Source organism: Actinokineospora sp. NBRC 105648 (assembly GCF_030269645.1).
Classification (GTDB): Bacteria; Actinomycetota; Actinomycetes; order Mycobacteriales; family Pseudonocardiaceae; genus Actinokineospora.
In genome coordinates this window covers 58,971-74,790 of the sequence record NZ_BSTR01000003.1, presented here as the reverse complement: position 1 = coordinate 74,790, position 15,820 = coordinate 58,971, and the positions used below count along the sequence as shown (strand labels likewise).

General features: G+C 72.2%; 13 protein-coding genes. 6 read left to right on the top strand and 7 right to left on the bottom strand.

Features of this window, described 5'->3' with window-relative positions; all coding sequences use genetic code 11:
• Window positions 1-237: 237 nt before the first annotated feature.
• Together QSK30_RS03495 and QSK30_RS03490 are read right to left on the bottom strand one after the other, a co-directional pair.
• The gene (locus tag QSK30_RS03495) at window positions 238-1,047 is read right to left on the bottom strand and encodes a PE-PGRS family protein (RefSeq protein WP_285499469.1); all 810 of its coding nucleotides are present in this window, start codon (window positions 1,045-1,047) and stop codon (window positions 238-240) included.
• Window positions 1,048-1,085: 38 nt separating this feature from the next.
• The gene (locus tag QSK30_RS03490) at window positions 1,086-2,261 is read right to left on the bottom strand and encodes an SGNH/GDSL hydrolase family protein (protein WP_285499468.1); all 1,176 of its coding nucleotides are present in this window, start codon (window positions 2,259-2,261) and stop codon (window positions 1,086-1,088) included.
• A 201-nt stretch (window positions 2,262-2,462) separates the two neighbouring features.
• Between QSK30_RS03490 and QSK30_RS03485 the strand changes: the two genes are divergently transcribed.
• Window positions 2,463-6,056 (top strand): ATP-binding protein, encoded by a 3,594-nt coding sequence (locus QSK30_RS03485; protein ID WP_285499466.1) that lies wholly within the window; start codon window positions 2,463-2,465, stop codon window positions 6,054-6,056.
• On the opposite strand, the gene QSK30_RS03480 is transcribed toward QSK30_RS03485, so the two are convergent.
• Window positions 6,025-7,608: an NAD(P)-binding protein gene (locus tag QSK30_RS03480; protein ID WP_285499464.1), complete on the bottom strand. Its 1,584-nt coding sequence runs from the start codon at window positions 7,606-7,608 to the stop codon at window positions 6,025-6,027. The genes QSK30_RS03485 and QSK30_RS03480 overlap by 32 nt on opposite strands.
• A gap of 281 nt (window positions 7,609-7,889) precedes the next feature.
• Window positions 7,890-9,056: a hypothetical protein gene (locus QSK30_RS03475; RefSeq protein WP_285499462.1), complete on the bottom strand. Its 1,167-nt coding sequence runs from the start codon at window positions 9,054-9,056 to the stop codon at window positions 7,890-7,892.
• Between the two features lie 338 nt (window positions 9,057-9,394).
• Here QSK30_RS03475 and QSK30_RS03470 point away from each other — a divergent pair, with 338 nt between their 5' ends.
• Window positions 9,395-11,086: a serine/threonine-protein kinase gene (locus QSK30_RS03470; protein ID WP_285499461.1), complete on the top strand. Its 1,692-nt coding sequence runs from the start codon at window positions 9,395-9,397 to the stop codon at window positions 11,084-11,086.
• A gap of 365 nt (window positions 11,087-11,451) precedes the next feature.
• Window positions 11,452-11,772 carry a hypothetical protein gene (locus QSK30_RS03465; protein WP_285499460.1) on the top strand — a complete coding sequence of 107 codons (321 nt, stop codon included), beginning with the start codon at window positions 11,452-11,454 and terminating at the stop codon, window positions 11,770-11,772.
• Window positions 11,773-11,875: 103 nt separating this feature from the next.
• Here QSK30_RS03465 and QSK30_RS03460 read toward each other — a convergent pair whose 3' ends face one another.
• From QSK30_RS03460 to QSK30_RS03450, 3 genes are all read right to left on the bottom strand, one after another.
• The gene (locus QSK30_RS03460) at window positions 11,876-12,310 is read right to left on the bottom strand and encodes a serine hydrolase (RefSeq protein WP_285499458.1); all 435 of its coding nucleotides are present in this window, start codon (window positions 12,308-12,310) and stop codon (window positions 11,876-11,878) included.
• A gap of 160 nt (window positions 12,311-12,470) precedes the next feature.
• Window positions 12,471-12,905: a VOC family protein gene (locus tag QSK30_RS03455; protein ID WP_285499457.1), complete on the bottom strand. Its 435-nt coding sequence runs from the start codon at window positions 12,903-12,905 to the stop codon at window positions 12,471-12,473.
• A gap of 77 nt (window positions 12,906-12,982) precedes the next feature.
• Window positions 12,983-13,549, bottom strand: coding sequence for a TetR/AcrR family transcriptional regulator (locus tag QSK30_RS03450; protein WP_285499456.1), 567 nt, complete (start codon window positions 13,547-13,549; stop codon window positions 12,983-12,985).
• 91 nt (window positions 13,550-13,640) lie between these two features.
• On the opposite strand from QSK30_RS03450, the gene QSK30_RS03445 reads away from it, so the two are divergent.
• From QSK30_RS03445 to QSK30_RS03435, 3 genes are all read left to right on the top strand, one after another.
• Complete coding sequence (locus QSK30_RS03445) at window positions 13,641-14,117, top strand: nuclear transport factor 2 family protein (protein ID WP_285499455.1); 477 nt, start codon at window positions 13,641-13,643, stop codon at window positions 14,115-14,117.
• 354 nt (window positions 14,118-14,471) lie between these two features.
• Window positions 14,472-14,999, top strand: coding sequence for a hypothetical protein (locus QSK30_RS03440; RefSeq protein WP_285499454.1), 528 nt, complete (start codon window positions 14,472-14,474; stop codon window positions 14,997-14,999).
• A 220-nt stretch (window positions 15,000-15,219) separates the two neighbouring features.
• Window positions 15,220-15,807, top strand: coding sequence for a hypothetical protein (locus tag QSK30_RS03435; protein WP_285499453.1), 588 nt, complete (start codon window positions 15,220-15,222; stop codon window positions 15,805-15,807).
• Window positions 15,808-15,820 lie beyond the last annotated feature (13 nt).

The window sequence follows — 15,820 nt, the reverse complement described above, 5'->3', positions numbered from 1 at the left end:
GGTCGGCCTGTCCGCTGCCGTTTGCTGGGGAACGGGATTCACTTGCCTGCCAGCGGGGTCTGGTCTGCCTCATCGCTGCGGATTGCTGAGGGACGGGATTCTCTTGCGTGCCAACGGAACTGACTTTTCCACCGCGGTTGGCGGATTGGATCAGAGCGGTGTGTGCACGGTCCTCGAGCGGCACAGATGCCACCTGAGGACCGTGCACACATCGTTCAACCGCGTTCAAACCGCCGGCTAGGAGTAGGACAGGATCTCGACCTTGCCGTTGCCGGTCTTGTTGTAGGTCCCGAATGACACGTTCGTGGCGTCCTGGTAGGCGTAAGAAGCACCTGCGCCGCCTCCGCCGCCCGCGCCTCCACCACCGCCCTGCTGGCCGCCGGCTCCGCCGCCCGACTTGCCGTCCGCGTTGTAGCCTCCGCCGCCTCCGCCACCGCCGCCGGCAGTGGAGCCGTGTGCGGCGTCGCCGCCGTTGTCGCCTCGGGTTCCCTTGGCTGCGCCGCCGGTGCCGCCCGCGCCGCCGGTGCCGAAGCTGCCCGACTGGCCCGCCGTGCCCGAGCCCGGGGCCACGTTGCCGGAGCCGCCCTTGCCGCCGTCGGCCAGTGGGGAACCGCCGCCCGCGCCGCCTCCGCCGCCTGCCACCAGCAGGGGTACGCCGTTTCGGGTCAGTGCGCTGGAGCCCGCTCCGGCGCCGCCGTCTCGGCCGCGTGCCGTTCGGCCAGCGCCGCCGTTGCCGCCGTGGTTGAAGCCGGAGCCGCCCCGGTCGCCGGGGTGCTGGCCGATGACGGCGGTGAGGGTCTCCCCCGGTGTCACCGGGATGGTGGCCTGCAGCGTGCCGCCCCGGCCGGGTGCGCCCGAGTTGCCGTCGCCGTAGGCGCCCTGGCCGCCGACCAGGCGCACGACCGCGTGGCTCACGCCGGTCGGCACGATGAACTGCTTCTCCTTGTTCGCCAACGTGATCGAGAGCACGGTGCTCGACTCGGTCGGGAAACCGAAGTCCTCGGGCGAGTCGTCGGTCTGCTCAGGTGCTTTCGTGGTGTCGGTCATGGTTCCTCCTTGGTTCTCCGCCGCCGGTTGCGGCTGGGTCATGGGGCGGTGCAGGTGTGCGTGCGACCGGAGCCGGTCGCGGCGGTCCGCAGGCAAGCGCCGAACTGCTCCTGGCCGTAGGAGTTCGGGTGCATGTCCTCCTGGATGGCGCCCTGGGTGACACCGATCCAGCGGACCCACTCGGCGACCGGCTTCGGGATCGGGTGCGCGAGGGTCTCCTTGGCGGTGGCCTGCCGCACGCCCTTCGCGCAGACCTCGTGCCCGCGCAGTGCGAACCGCAGGTCCAGGAACTCCGCCTGCTCGCTGGTGGCCGCGCCCGCGAGCGCGCTGGCCATGCCGGGGATGACGGTGTCGTACGCCCAGTTCGAGTCCTCGTTGTAGAACGGGCACCCGCCGTCCCACGTCCGGGACTTCTCACCGGGCTTGGGGAACTCCGGGTAGCGGTTGTCCGGACCGCGCGGGATCGGGCTCGGGTAGGACTGGAGCACCAGGCGGTAGTCGGAGTTCTGGTACCCGGCCGCGGTCATGGTCGCCCTGATCCGCTGCAGCGTCGTCCGCACCGCGGCGGCCATCTTGGCGATCTTGCCCGGGAGCACCTTGGCGTAGCCGGTCTTGCACGGCCCGAGCCCGGCCACGTAGTAGCCCATGCAGTAGGTGACGATGTCGGAGAACCCGAGGTCGTTCCCGCCGATGGACAGCGCAACCAGTTTGACGGCCTTCTTCTTCGCGTAGTCGGCGAGCTGCTTCACCTGCGGTGCCTCGCCCTTGAACCTGTCCTTGTCGACCGCGGCCGTGGTGGCCCCGGAACACGCGACGTTGGCGCGGTCGGCCGCGGCGATCGGGTAGTCGACGGTGCCCACCCGCACCTTGTCCACCTTGGTGATCTCGGCCTTCTTGGCCCGGTCGCAGCCGTTCTCATAGGACTGCCCGTAAACCCGCTCGGGGTCGTGGTAGCACCAGGTCTCACTGGAATTGCAGTCGTAGGCGGCGAGGTCTGTGCCGTATCTGCTGCCCGGCAAGATCGTGTCCCCGTTCCCCCGCCACCGGGCCGCCTCGCCCGAGATGTAGCTGTCCCCGAGGGAGATGACCGCCGGGACCTTCACCGCCGAGGTGTCCGCCCGCGCCGGTGCGGTTCCCGCGACCGCCGCGGTCACTCCGGCGGAAAGCACCAACGCGACGGCCGTCGGGACAGCGCGCAACTGTCGAATGTCCATCTCTGTTCCCCATCCGCAACTGGTCGGTCCCTGGTTCGAGACCGGTTCGGTTGATCCGCCTCGAAAGCTAGGAGCCGTGTGCAGACGGTCCGCAGATCGAGCGCAGATCGCTGCGGTCGCGCGGTCCGCAGTGAGTCGCCACACTGGCGTCGGCTCACCGCAGGCACCCGAACGGAAGGCGCGGCCACGCACCCGCTGCACTTGTCACTGACCGGCGACGTCGCACTCGAGGTGGGCGGCGTCGCGGCGGGCGACCGGCAACTGCGCTCCCGGCACGCCCGGGTCGTGCTGGCCATGCTGACCCTGGAGCGGGCCCGGCCGGTCCGGCGCGAGGAGCTCTCGGAACTGCTGTGGGGCGACGAGCCGCCCTCGTCCTGGGAGTCGGTGCTGCGCACGGCGGTCGCGCGGGTCCGGGCCGCCCTGCGGGACGCGGGGCTCGACGGGCGCGCCACCGTCCGCGCCACCTTCGGGTGCTACCAACTGCACCTGCCCGCGGGCGCGGTGGTCGACTTGGAGCAGGCCGAGGGCGACGTCGAGGACGCCCTCGCCGCGCTGGCCGCGGGACGCGCCGCGGAGGCCGCGGACCGGCTCGAGCGGGTGGACCGGGTCGCGCGGCGGCCGTTCCTGCCCGAGGCCGACGGGCCGTGGGTGCGCGAGCGGCGGACCCAGAACCGGGCGCTGCGCATCCGGGCGCTGGAGGCGTTGACCGGGGCGCGGATGGCGGCCGGGCTGCCCGCCGAGGCCGTGGCCCGCGAGGTCGTCGACCTCGACCCGTTCCGGGAGTCCGCGCACCGCCTGCTCATCTCGGCGCTGGCCGGCGGGGGCAACCGGGCCCAGGCGCTGGTGGCCTACGAGCAGTGCAGGCGGCTACTGGCCGAGGAGCTCGGGGTCGACCCGTCGCCGGAGACCGAGGCCGTCTACTTGGAGCTGCTCACCGCCGAGGCCTGCCCGCCACCGGCGACAGCGGCGGGGCCGACGCCCGGCGCGCCGGAGTTCCCGGCCCGGCTGCTGGTCGAGTCCATCGGACTGCTGGTCGGCCGGACCCGCGAGCTCGACCTGCTGCGCGGCCGGATGGTGCCCACCTCGACCGGTCCACCGGGCGTGCTGCTGATCTCGGGTGAGCCGGGTATGGGCAAGACGGCCCTGGTCGCGCACGCCGCCCGGGACGCCTGCGCGGCGGGTGCCCTGGTGCTCTACGGGCGCTGCGACGAGGAGGTGACGCTCGCCTACCGCCCGGTCGTGGAAGGCCTCAGCCAGATCACGAAGCACCTGCCCGCCGACGTCGTCGCCGATCACCTCGCCCGCTACGGCACTGGTCTGCTCCGCTTGGTCCCCGAACTGCGCTCGCGCGTCCCGCGGACCGCGCCGGACCCCGGGACGGACCCGCAGACCGAGCGGCACCTGCTCTTCCGCGCCGTCGCCGCGTTGTTCACCAGGGCGGCCACCGACCGGCCGGTGGTGCTGGTCGTCGACGACCTGCACTGGGCCGACAAGCCCTCGCTCCTGCTGCTGCGCTACCTGGCGACCGCCGCCGCCCCGGGGCGGCTCGTGCTCGCGACCACCTACCGGGGCACCGAACTCGTCGAGGGCGGTGACGCCGCGGCCACCGTGCGGGAGCTGGCCCGCCAGCCCGGCGCGCACCGGTTGGAGCTGAACGGCCTCGCCGACGACGACATCGTGCCGATGGTGGAGTCGGCCGCCGGGCGGCGGTTGGGCCCGGCGGCACTGGGCTGGGCGCGCGCGGTAGGGCGGGAGTCGGGCGGGAACCCGTTCTTCGCCCGGGAACTGCTGCGGCACCTGGCCGACCGGTTCACCGACTGCCCGGTGGCCGCGGGCTGGTCGACCGCCGAGCCCGCCGGGCCCGCGGGACTCGGCCTGCCGGAGACGGTCCGCGACGTCGTCGGGCGACGGGTCGACCGGCTGGGTGAGCGCGGCGCCGCGGTGCTGGCCCAGGCGGCGGTGCTGGGGTCGGACTTCGACCTGGCCACGCTGGCCCGGGTGGTCGGGACCGACGAGGACGCGGTGCTCGACGACCTCGACCACGCCATCGCGGCCGGGTTGCTGGTCGAGGTGCCCGGCGACGGCGAGCGGTTCGCGTTCGGGCACGCACTGGTCCAGCGGACCCTCTACGAACGGGTCGGCGGGACCCGCAGGCGGCGCTCGCACCGCCGGGTCGCCCGGGCGCTCGAGGCGTCGGCGACGCCGTGGCCGCCCGGCCGGGCAGGCGACCTCGCCCGGCACTGGCTGCTCGGCCACGACCGCGCGGACCGGGTCGAGCGGGCACTCGCGGCGGACCGGGCCCGGCGGGCGGGTGAGCAGGCCCTGGCCGACCTCGCCCCCGACCAGGCGCTGGTCTGGTTCCGCGCCGCCCTGGACTGCCTCGACGGCCCGGACGGTCCAGCCGACCCGACTGATTCGAACGGCTCGACCAGGTGCGGGCCGCGGGTCGACATCCTGGTTGGGCTGGGCGAAGCCCAACGCGGCGTGGGCGACCAGGGCTACCGCGAGACCCTGCTGGGCGCGGCGCGACTCGCGGAGTCCGCAGGTGACACCGCGCGGCTGGTGCGGGCCGTCGTGGCCAACAACCGCGGCGCGGTGTCCAGCAGCGGCAGGCTCGACGCGGACCGGATCGCGCTGCTCGAGGCGGCGATGGCGGCCATCGGTGACCACGCGCACCCGCGGCGGCCGTTGCTCGGCGCGACACTGGCCATCGAGTTGCCGGGCCCCGGGCACGCCGAGCGCAGAGAGCGGCTCGCGGACGAGGCTGTGCGCGGCGCGCGCGAGCTGGGCGACCCGGAGGTGCTCGGTCGGGTGCTCGCGCTGCGCTTCGAGGCGACCTGGGCGCCCGCGACCCACCACCGCAGGCTGGCCGACAGCGCCGAGCTGCTCGACCTCGCGACGGCCTCGGCGGACCGGCGGCTGCGCTTCTTGGCCGCCCGCCTGCGCAGCCTGGCCTGCTGGGAGAGCGGCCGGGTCGCCGAGTCCGACGAGCACCTCGCCGCCGAGTGCCGCATCGCCGACGAGATCGGGGAGCCGTATCTGCGGTGGGTGGCCACCCTCTCGCGCGGGGGCAGGCTGCAGGCGTCGTCGCGGCACGCCGAGGCCGAGGACCTGGCCGGTGAAGCGCTGCGGCTAGGGTCCGACGCGGGTGAGCCGGACGCCGTGCTCGCCTACGGCGCCCAGCTGATGCACCTGCGCCGCCAACAGGGCCGGGCCGACGAGCTGCTGCCCGCGCTGCGCGACACCCAGGGGTTCGCCGACTACGACCTGCGGCCGATCCTGGCGCTGATCAACGCCGACTCGGGCGCGCTGGACGAGGCCCGGGCGGCGGCGGGAGACCTGCTGGACACCCCGCTGCCGCCGCCCGGCTCCCAGCTGGAGGTGCAGGCGCTCTGCCTGGTGGCCGAGCTGGCCTGCGCGCTGGAGCACCGGGCCGCGGCGGTCTGGCTGTACGAGCGGCTGCGCGCCTGCGCGGGCTTGTTCCTGCTCAACCAGGTAGCCCGCGAGGGCCCGATCGACCACCAGCTGGGCCTGCTCGCGGCCACGGCGGGCGACCTCGAAGCGGCCGTCGGGCACTTCGCCTCCGCCCTGACCGCGGCCGAGGCGGCACCGCTGCCCTACTGGGCGGCCGAGTCCCAGGTCGGCTGGGCGCGGGTACTGCTGCGGCACGGCCGACGCGCGGACACCGCGGCCGCCCGGTCACTGCTGGCGCGCGCCGGGGAAACCGCACGGCGACTGGGTTTCACGGGCACGCTGCGCAAGATCACCGCGGCTGGTGCGGGTGCATCGACATGAGCGTGGCGAGCCGGTGTTCCACCGACAGGTGCGGGAACATCAGGCAGTAGAAGAACCAGTACATCGGCAGGGCGAGCGGGTAGGACGGGTTCACCCCGAGGGGGTAGCACGCGCCGAACACGTAGTGCGCGATGGCCATCGCCGAGTCGAGCGCGCCCTCCTCCGAGTCGGTCGTGGTGTTGTTGCCCGCGAAGTACACGTTGGTGTCGGGCTGGTCGTCAGGGCAGTGCCTGCCGCGCCCCTGCGCCAGGTGCAGTGTCTTCTTCGGACCACCCATGAAGGTGGCCGCCCACATGCCGTGCGTCCAGGTCTGGCTGTGCAGGACCTTCGCCGGGTCCGGCATCCTGGTGTCCTCGGTGGTGTCGCCGTACATCGTGAGGTAGAGGCCGTCGGCGTCCTCGTCGCGCAGCAGGTTCTTCAGCAGGAACGTGGTGAAGGTGCGCCCCAGGTCGTAGCCCGGCGCGGTGTCCGCCTCGGCGTAGTACGCGGTGAACTGCAGCGTCTCCTGCCGCGAGGCCAGGTCGGGCGAGAGGATCGAGTCGTCGGTGTGGATGTAGCAGGCGCCCGGCAGCAGTGGCCACCCGGTGGCGACGTAGCGCTGGTAGAGATCGCGCCAGAAGGTGTTGTCGGTCCTGGCTGAGCCGGTGCGCAGAAGCGTCGCGCAGGTGTCCATGTCGGTGGTGAGCACGACCTTGTCGAAGACCTCCTCGTGCGTGCCGTCGGGGTCGGTCCAGGCGACGTGCACCGGGCTGCCGTCGGTGGTCACGTCGGTCCACACCGCGGTGGCCCTGGCCGACAGCCGGAGGTCAGTCTTGATCTTCGCGACGGCCTGGTCGCGCATCGCCCTGATCCAGCTGGAACTGCCGCCGCCGAACTGCGACCAGCCCTTGCCCGGCTGGGTGAACGAGCCCAGCGGCGTCTGGTAGAACGGGACCACCGAGTACAGGGCGACCAGGTCGACGAACTTCACCTGGTCGAGCTGGGCGCTGCCGTAGCCGTTCATGATGCTCATGTACGGCGCCACGAAGTAGTCCACGAACCGCTGCTTGTCCGCCAGCTCGATCGGTGGCTTCGCGAAGAACTCGGCCAGGGTCCGGTCGTACCAGCCCCGGCACACCGAGCTCCGGATGAACTCCTGGAAGGCCTTCGCGTCGGCCAGCATGGCGGCGTCGTAGAAGCCGTTGCCCGGGCCGTCCGCGGGATCCGGGAAGTTGACCCAGTTGCGGGCCGCGCCGGTCACCGGGTCGGGCGGGAAGGCGCAGGCGACCTTGAGCTCGTCGAACGGCGTCACCGGCACGTCCGTGAACTCGTCCAGCTCCAGCATGGTGGCCACGTTCGGGTAGAGCAGCGTGGACAGGAACTGCACCCCGATGTCGACCTGGAACACCTTGCCGTTGTGCTCGACCGGCACGGTCGTCGAATGGCCACCGAGCCCGGGTTCGTCGTGCAGGACGGTCACCTGCAATTCCCGCCGAACCTTGTGGTCCTGGGCGAGCGTCCACAAGAGTGCGACACCGGTCGCGCCGCCGCCGACAATGCACACCTTCGCCATAGTGTTCTCCTCCAACGACTCTCTCGACCCCACGCCGTCGCGGGCGCGGCCGAGAGTAGTGACGCGCTTGCCGCGGCGCAGGGCGGCTACACAATTGTGTGAATCGCGTCAGTCCGGAGTGGAGGATGCCGGAAGTATTTCGCACGACGTCCAGCGAGAATACGACTCCGAAATACTTCGAACTGCGATGAGGAATACTCAGGACAGCGCGACCGCCCGCGTGCGGCGGCTGGCGCGTGCCGTGCGGTGCGCAGCGGCACCGCACGGCACGCGCCGTCGGGTCAGTGCCAGAGGGACGCGCGCGGGATGCCGAGGGTGCGGTCCGCCCAGCCGATGACGTACCCGGTGTCGGTGATCTTGATCGGCCCGTCGTGCGAGGTCGGCGGGATGGCGGGCAGCGGGGCGATCGGGGAGTCCGGTGCCCAGGTCAGTCCGTAGCGGTGCGAGGCCTGACCGCTCGCGCCGACGATGGTGCCGTGCCGGTTGATGTCGATGCCCTCGCCCTCTTGGTCGCCCGCGAAGCCACCCAGGTCGGTGATCCGGTTCTGGCTGTCCCAGCGCACCGGGCGGGAGACCACCCACGGGTCGACGACGTAGCCCACCCCCGTCGCGGTGCCGTCGTCGGTGACGGCCAGGACGTTGCCGCCCGGCCTGCTGAGCCCGGGCAGCTCGGTCACCGCGCCGTCGCGGTTCCAGCGGACCGGGCGGCCGCCGGAGTGCCCGACGGCGATCCCGTACCGGTTCACATCGTTGACGGCACTGTTCGCGCCGAGGCTCGCCAGCACGGAGACGCGCCCGGAACGGCTCCACACCACGGCCAGGGACCCACTCGCGGTTCGGATGCCGCCGTAGGCGATGCCGTTGGCGTTGAAGCCCTCCACCCAGCTGCCCACGCTCCCCGGCACGGACTCGAGCGCGGCGATCCGGCCGTCGCGGCCCCAGCGCACGGCCCGCCGAACGTTCGGGTCGGCGGTCGCGGAGTCGCCCGCCACGGTGCCGTCGGGGCTGATGGCGGTGGCCGTGCTGTCGGCGCCGCCGGGCAACGTGCCGAGGTCCTCGGCCCGGCCGCACGCCCACCGGGTGGCGTGCCACTGCCCCGCGGCGGTCTTGGACCGGCCCACGGCCACCGCGTTGGGGCCGATCGCCAGCGCCTCGCCGTCCTCGCCGCCGATCGTGCCGAGGTCGACCACGTTGCCGTCGTGGTCCCACCGCGCCGGGCGGTGGGGCAGCAACGAGAACTCCCTGCTGGAGTAGCCGACGACCGTGCCCTGGTCGTCGACGTCCTTGGCGAAGGTGGTCCAGTCCCCGGGAACCGGCGGCAGGTCGATCACCGTCGTCAGGACCGGAGCCCTCGACGGCACCGCGCCCTCGGCTACGGCTTCGTGTGCCGGGCCGGCGACCAGCAGCGCGGCGAGCAACACAGGTGTGCACAGAATGCGGTAACGCATGCAGTTTCCCCCTGCTTCGTGGATACGACGCCCATCAGGGTCCACGCACGGCGCGGCAGCCGGGTAGGGACGGATGGTCCCGAGTTCCGCGGCTTTGCGTTGTGACAGGCCAAAAACCGCTGTGGCTCGCGGTAGGCAGCACAGCAGGGGGCACCGACCGCCCTACCTTCTACAAAGGACACGGGAGATCCACTGGCTGCCGCGTTCGGCTCGGCGCTCCGCCGTTGCCTCTGACCTGGCCTTTCCCCATCCCGCCAGGCGCACGAGGGCGTTTGCCAGTGCGAACGAGTCGGTGGTCGGGCGGCCGGCCCCGTGCGGCCGGTTGCTAGCGTGGCGCGGTGTCCGAGCGAGAACAGACCGGGCGGGTGGTCGGCGGCCGGTTCGAGCTGCTGGATCGGCTCGGCAGCGGTGGGATGGGAACGGTGTGGCGCGCCCGCGACCTGGGGCTGCACCGCGAGGTCGCCATCAAAGAGGTGCGTCCGGCCGACGCCGCGCTGTTCGAGCACAACCCCGAGCTGGCCGTGCAGCAGCGGGAACGGGTGCTGCGCGAGTCGCGCGCGCTCGCCCGCTTGCAGCACCCGAACGTCGTGTCGATCTACCAGATCATCGAGTCGGCGGACTCGCCGTACCCGTGGATCGTCATGGAGCTGGTCCGCGGCGTGTCGCTGGACGCGCGGCTGCGCGACGGCGCGCTCGCCCCGGCGGAGGCCGCCCGCGTCGGGCGCGGTGTGCTCGGGGCGCTGCGCGCGGCGCATGCCGCCGGTGTGCTGCACCGCGACGTCAAGCCGGGCAACGTCCTGCTGCGGCCGGACGGCAGCGCCGTGCTCACCGACTTCGGGATCGCCGCGCTGCACGACTCCGGCCAGCTCACCGCGACCGGTGAGGTGATCGGGTCGCCCGAGTACGTCGCCCCCGAGCGGTTGCTCGGCGACGAGACGAAGACCGCCTCGGACCTGTGGTCGCTGGCGATGCTGCTGTACGTGGCCGTCGAGGGCCACCACCCGCTGCGCCGCGCGACCACGATGGCGACCCTCGCCGCGGTGATGACCGAGCCGGTCCCGCCGCCGCGGCGCTCGGGCGCGCTCGGTCCCGTCCTCAGCGCGGTCCTTGTGCCCGATCCGCTCGCCCGGCCCGCTAGCGAGGTCCTCGACCGGATGCTCGCGGCCGTCGAACACGGGACGGCCGGGCCCGCGGGCCCGCCCACGCCCGCCGGACCTGCCGGCCCGCCAACACCCGCCGGGCCCGCCTTCCCAGCGCAGTCCACCGGGCCCTGGCAGCAGCCGCACCACCCCGTCCACTGGCAGTCCCAACCGGCCTCGCGCCCAGTCCAGGCGGGCAACGGCAAGCGCCTGGGGCCCGTGGTGTTCTCGCTGACCGCGGTGGCGCTGATCATCGCGGCCACCCTGTTCCTGGTCCGCTACCTGGGCTCGAGCGACGAACCGTCGAGCGCGAACCCGGGCTCCCCCGGCCCGGTGACCACCACGTCCCGGGCCAGGTCCAGTGCCGAGGCGCGCACCGACCCGACGACGACCACAGCGACGGCGACCGCGTCGAAGGCGACCCGGCCCGCGGCGACCCCCGCCGCGGCCCAGGACCTGCTCACCCCGGCGGGCGCCCGCGCGGCCGCGGGCGCGCTGAGCGAGGTGATGGGCGGCACCAAGGTCTCGGACCTGACGATCTACCCCGACTACGCGGTGGCCACCGCGCCCGCCGCGGCGGTCAAGAACGGCTTCGACGACTTCGAGTACCGCAACGGCAAGGCCACCCGCAGCGGACCGGACCGAGTGGACGCCGACCGCGCCGTGCTCGACCTCGGCAAGGTCAACTGGGACGCGCTACCCGCGCTGTGGGAGCGCGCGAACAAGGACTTGGGCGTCGCCAAACCGACGCTGCGCTACATCATCGTCGACACCGGCATCATCGACGGCGAACCATCGCTGCGGCTCTACCTCAGCGACGACTACGGCGGCGCCTACCTGCAGGCCACCCTGGACGGCAAAGTGGTCAAGCTCTACGCCCGGGACAACTGACGAGCGCCGGAAACCAATTCGGGCATTCATTTCCACACTCAAATCACCGGTTTCCGGGAATTGAAGGACGCGTGGAGCGCAGCCAACGACAGGCCGACCCGGTCACCCTAAAGATGATCGGGTCGCGCCGCCGTCCTCGATCATTTTCTCGCCCGCCGAGCACGGCCTGGACCAGCGGTTATTGATCACCCAGGCCACTCCGGCCGCCGGTTCGCCATACTTGGCGGAGGATACGGGTTCGTCGGAGATTTCACTCGATAGAGTAGCAGTTCGGCTCGCTTTATTGTCCGCGTTGTGCCGCGCTGCTCTACTTCTGGAGCCGAACCCACGAGTCAAGGATGGACACCATGGCGAAGCTACGCATTGTGACTGCACTCGTATTCAGCGCCGCGGTGGTCGCGGCCACGGCGTCACCCGCGGCCGCGACGACCACGAGCCGGGCCTACGCCTGCCAGGTCGCCCAACTGTCCGGGAAGTTGTTCGCCGCGCAGTACTGCACGCCCTCCGGTGGGGCTCCCGCGAACGGCCTCATCACCGGGAGCTTCACCGTCACCGTGGCGGTCTTCAACGGCGCCCCCGGCATTGCCCAGTGCGCCGCCACCGACCCCCTGACCAACCTCAGCGGCTACGCCTCGCAGGACAGCTTCAGCACCCAGGTGATCGGACTGAACTGCGTCCGGGTCTGAGCCACGCCCCCGCACTCGGCGATGCCTTCCGGGCGGTAGCGGGCTTCGACGTCCCGGACGATGCGATCCGGTGGCAGCCACCGCGAGCGCGTCCGGGCCGGACTCAGCCGAAGGCGCCCGCCACTGCCCGGGCGGCGTCGGCGACCAGCGCGTCGGATCGTTCCGCGCCTTCCTGATCCCGGCTGGTCAGCACGGCGATGACGATCGGTTCCCGCCCCGGTGGCCACAGCACGGCGATGTCGTTGCGGCCGCCGTGGTCGGCGCTGCCGGTCTTGTCGCCCACCACCCAGTCCGTCGGCACACCGGCCCGCACGAGGCCCTTGCCGGTGGTGTTGTCCCGCAACCAATCGACTAACACCAAACGGTCCTCTTTGGACAGTGCGGCGCCAACGGCGAACCGGCCCAGGGCGCCCGCCATGGCCCGAGGTGTATTGGTGTCCCGGCGGTCTCCCGGGGATGGCCGAGGAGAGGTCCCGTTCGTACCGCCTGAACTCCTGCACCAACGCGGGATCGTCCGCCTCCACCACAGGAGCGGCACTCGACGCCGGAGTGGCCACCTGACTGGACGGCGAGGCACCTGTCCCGCCCGGAGGGCGCTCCGACGAGGACGAACACCCCGCGACGACGACCCCGATCACCACTGCCACAGAACACAACCGCCGGCTCACGCCCGCGAACCCCCAACCGTCGACAACACCTCAGTCGAGACAGAACTCGTTGCCCTCGACGTCCCGCATGCCGATGCACGACTCGTTGTCGTCATCGGCGGGCAGCAGTCGCTCGCGCACCGCCCCGAGCGCGACCAGTCGCGCGCACTCCGCCTCGAGAGTGGCGAGCCGCTCGGCGCCCACCAGCCCGGTGCCCGCCCGCACGTCGAGGTGCACCCGGTTCTTGACGACCTTGCCTTCGGGGACGCGCTGGAAGTACAACCGCGGCCCCACACCGGAAGGATCGACGCAGGCGAACGCCGCCCCTTGCCGCTCAGCCGGCAGCGAACGATCGAAATCGCCCCACGTCTCGAATCCCGCCGGTGGCGGTGGCAAGACGTATCCCAATACCTCGCACCAGAAACGCGCGACGCGCTCGGGTTGCGCGCAGTCGAAGGTGATCTGAACCTGCTTGACCGACCCCATGGCCTCACCCTAGCCGCGCGTTCCGCCAGCCGAGACCGGATTTCACTGCCACACGCGGCAGCACTGTCACCGGGCTGTCATCGGGCGGGCAGTGACAGCCCGGTGAGCACGACGTCGATGGCACGGTCCAAGGTGTCGGGCCGCGCCCCGGTTGTCGCCGCCACCTGGGCCAGGCCGCGGATCAACAGGTAGACCTCGTCGATCGCGACCGACGGTCGAACCGCGCCCGCGTCCTGCGCCCGGCGGAGCACCTCGCTGACCGCGGCCTTCAACCGGTTCGACGCGGCGGCGGCGCTGTTCGGCAGTCCCCCGCGGTCGGCGTGGTCAGGTGTGGTGAGCATCGAGGCCAACGTCAGCTTGGTGGCACCGGTCTCGATCATCGCCCGCACCAGGGTCCGCCAGGCGACCGCCGGGTCCGCACCCGAGGCGAGGGCGGTGGCCCGGTCGGTGAGGTGATCGAAGTGCCGCAGCAGCGCCGCCTCGATCAACGCCTCCTTGGTCGGGAAGTGCCGGAAGACCGTCGCGATGCCGACCCGGGCCAACCGGGCCACCTCCTCGGTCGACCCGGCCGCCCCGTGCGCGCCGAAGACCTCCTCGGCCGCACCCAGGATCCGCTCCCGGTTGTCCCGCGCGTCCTGCCGCACCCGACCTCCTCGCACCGCCGAGCAGTTTAACCAGAGTCTGGACTTCGGTACAGTTACCGGAGTCCAGACTCCGATCAACCTGGAGGCCGCCATGCCACCGCCGTCCACACCCACCGACGTCGTCCGCGCCGTCGCCGCCGGGGTCTGTCGCCTGATCGCGGGCGACCTCACCGCCCGGGAGGAGCGGGAGCAGCTCGACCAGCTGGCGAGCCTGTACGCCGAGCACACCGACGTCCGACACCCGTTCGCCCCGCTGGGCGACACACCGCTGCGCACCCGCGCCGAGCTGCGCGAGCACTTCGCGGCGGGCCCGGCCCGGGCGCGGGGGGCCGACCGGTTCGAGCCCGTGGGCCAGGTCCACGAGACCGCGGACCCCGAGGTGGTCGTCTTCGAGTTCAGCTACGTCGGATCGGTGGACGGCCGCTCGTTCACGGTCCCGTGCGTCTTCGTGACCCGGGTGCGCGACGGCGTGATCGTCGAGTCACGCGACTACGGCGACCACGTGGGCATGGCCCGCGCCTTCGGCCGACTCGACGCCCTGACCACAGCGTTGGCCACGTCGCGCTGACAAGCCCCGGCTCGCGCAAGCCGGGGTGCGTGCTGCCCCAGGTGGTTGGTCACCGCGTTGGCAAGTGTTCGAGAGCCCGCCTTGGTGGCGCGTTCACGCATTCGTGGGCAGGTCAGCGCACCGGGTGGCCTGCCCCGGGACAACGCGGTCGGCTGCTCTTCTGGCGCTCGGTAGTCCAGCCCGGTCACAACGACGAGACTCACTCGAAGGTGCCGACCGACAGTGTGGCGGACCGCACCGAGCGGGTGCCCGGATCGGCCGGTAGCGTCCCCGTGCCCACCGGTGGATGATTCGCCCCGGTGGACGGGCGACAACGATTGCCGCCCACCTACCCGCCGGGGCTAGGTGAGGGGTATGAGACTTCGCCTGTTTGCCGCCGTAGCGGCCCTGCTCTCCGGATTCCTGGTGTTCACCGCACCCGTGGCCGGCGCGGCCACCCTCGACGCCACCTGCACCGGCACCACCGCCACGGGGTACTCCCCCGGTCTGCTCCTGCTCACCGAGCGCGCCACGCTGGTCAGCCAGTCCCACGTGCTCGGGGTGTGCACCTCGCAGACCGACCCCGCCGTCAAGTCCGCGACGAGCTTCAGCAGCGGACTGGGCCTGCTGTCCTGCCTCAGCCTCGGGGCGGCGGGCAACGGCACCCAGACGATCACCTGGAACACCGGCGAGACCACGACGTTCTTCTTCAACCGCACCCGCACCGTCCTGGCGGGCCTCACCTCCGACGTGCTCAACGGCGTCGTGCTCTCGGGCAAGTTCCGCGGCGACGGCGTGACGGTCACCGTGAACGGGCTGCTCACCAACCCGCTGACCTGCCTGGGCGCGCAGGGCCTGACCACGGCCTCCGGCCCGGTGACCATCGCCATCACCTCGACCTGACCCACCGACGACCTGACCCACCGACCCCGGGGCGGGCGCGGATCACCCGCGCCCGCCCCTTCCGCACGGGTCCGCGCGTATGCCTGCCTCGACGAGTTCGGCGCACACCGGCCGTGTCGTTCCTTGGGCCGTTGAGGGCATTCCGCGCGATTCCGGTCCGGCGCCCGCCGACGACCACCGATCATGACCGGCATCGGTCGTCGGGCGAGGGAGCGAGCACGTGCGCGAGGTGGGAATCAGCGAGATCTGCAGGCTGACCTCGAGATCGGTGGCGATACGCGGCCAGGACGATCTCACCGGGCCCGGCAACCACGTGGTGCCGGTCGAGGTGGCGACCGAGGCGGTCGCCCGACTGCGCAAGCGCGGGCTGGTCTCGGCGATCGTCGGAGTGGTGCTGCTGGCGGTCCTGCTCGTGTTCATCTACGTGATCTCGCCCGCGCTGTGGGGGTCGTACCTGGACGCGCCCTCGTTCGTGCTGCCCGTGGGCTCGTTGCTCATCGCGGCGGGCTTGATGCTGGTGGTCACCGGCGCCGTCGGCCGGGTCCGCTGGAGCGCCCGCGCGGAGTCGGTGGGCCACTTCGGCTGGACGCCCGGTGTCGCGCGGGTCGATCCGGCGGCGGCGCACGTTGTGCTGGTCGACCTCGCGGACAACCGCAAGCTCCGGCTCGCCACCACCGCCCCGGTCAACCTGAAGATCCCTTACGAGATCCGCGAGGGCAACGTCCTGGTCGGCGGCGAGGGCGAGGCCTCCACGCTCGTCTTCACCAACGGCCCGGTGCTCGCCGCCGCGCGGGCTCTCCCCGTGTAGCGGAAAGGCCCGC